1 protein-coding gene is annotated in these 1230 nt (G+C 69.5%); it reads left to right on the forward strand.

Features of this window, described 5'->3' with window-relative positions; all coding sequences use genetic code 11:
- Nucleotides 1–232: 232 nt before the first annotated feature.
- Nucleotides 233–1126 carry a S1 family peptidase gene (locus CCN33_RS16920; protein ID WP_086694430.1) on the forward strand — a complete coding sequence of 298 codons (894 nt, stop codon included), beginning with the start codon at nucleotides 233–235 and terminating at the stop codon, nucleotides 1124–1126.
- The last annotated feature ends 104 nt before the right edge of the window (nucleotides 1127–1230 follow it).

The raw sequence follows: 1230 nt of genomic DNA on the forward strand, positions 1-1230 counted from the left end.
GTGCGGGGTGACGATCGGCTTGTGTGACGTGAGGGGACGTCAGGGTGGGCGGGTCACCTGATCGTTGAGCCGTGTACGGCCGAAAGGCACCCTTGTGCCGACCGGTCGTTCGGCCGAATACTCCCCCTCAGCGCTTGTCAGGGGCATGCACGTCCGATCGACCTGCCGCTGACTGCGCCTCACGGGCCCCGACCCCACGCGGGCCCCCGAATTCCCCAGGAGGGAACGACACGTGAGGATCAAGCGCACCACTCCCCGAGGCCGTATCGCCAGACGCACCCAGCTCACGGCGGCCGTCAGCGGCCTTCTCGCCGTAGCCGCGTTCGCCGCCCCCACCGCGAACGCCAGCGACGTCCACACGTTCAGTGCCAGTCAGCTCACCCAGGCGAGCGACTCCGTCCGCCAGGCCGACGTCCCCGGCACCGCCTGGGCCGTCGACAGCAAGACCAACCGCGTCCTCGTCACCGTCGACAGCACGGTGTCCCAGGCCGAGATCGCCAAGATCAAGCGGCAGGCCGGCGCGGACAGGCTCACCGTCAAGCGGACGGCCGGCAAGTTCAACAAGCTGATCACCGGCGGCGACGCCATCTACGGCGGCGCCTACCGCTGCTCGCTCGGCTTCAACGTCCGCAGCGGCAGCACGTACTACTTCCTGACCGCCGGGCACTGCGGTGAGGTCGCCTCCACCTGGTACAGCAACTCCGCGAAGACCACGGTGCTCGGCACCAACGTCGGGTACAGCTTCCCCGGCAACGACTTCGCGCTGGTGCGCTACACCAACTCCTCCGTCGCGCACCCGAGTGCGGTCGGCAGCCAGACGATCAGCAGCGCGGCCACTCCGGCGGTCGGGACCACCGTGACGCGACGCGGCTCCACCACCGGGACGCACAGCGGACGGGTCACCGCGCTGAACGCCACCGTCAACTACGGCGGTGGGGACGTGGTTTCCGGGCTCATCCAGACCACGGTGTGCGCCGAGGGCGGTGACAGCGGTGGCCCGCTCTACGGCGGGAGCGTCGCCTATGGGCTCACGTCCGGCGGCAGCGGCAACTGCTCCTCCGGCGGGACGACGTTCTTCCAGCCTGTCACCGAGGCGCTGAGCTACTACGGGGTGACCCTTCCCTAGGGTGCCCGAGGTTCTCTGACGGGCCGTCCTCACTGACGGGTCGGTTCGGCGGGCCCCCGCACGCGGTTACTCGCGTGCGGGGGCCCGCTTTTTGCCTGTCTCTT

Origin of the sequence: Streptomyces recifensis, assembly GCF_002154615.1 — a bacterium.
Classification (GTDB): Bacteria; Actinomycetota; Actinomycetes; order Streptomycetales; family Streptomycetaceae; genus Streptomyces; species Streptomyces griseoluteus.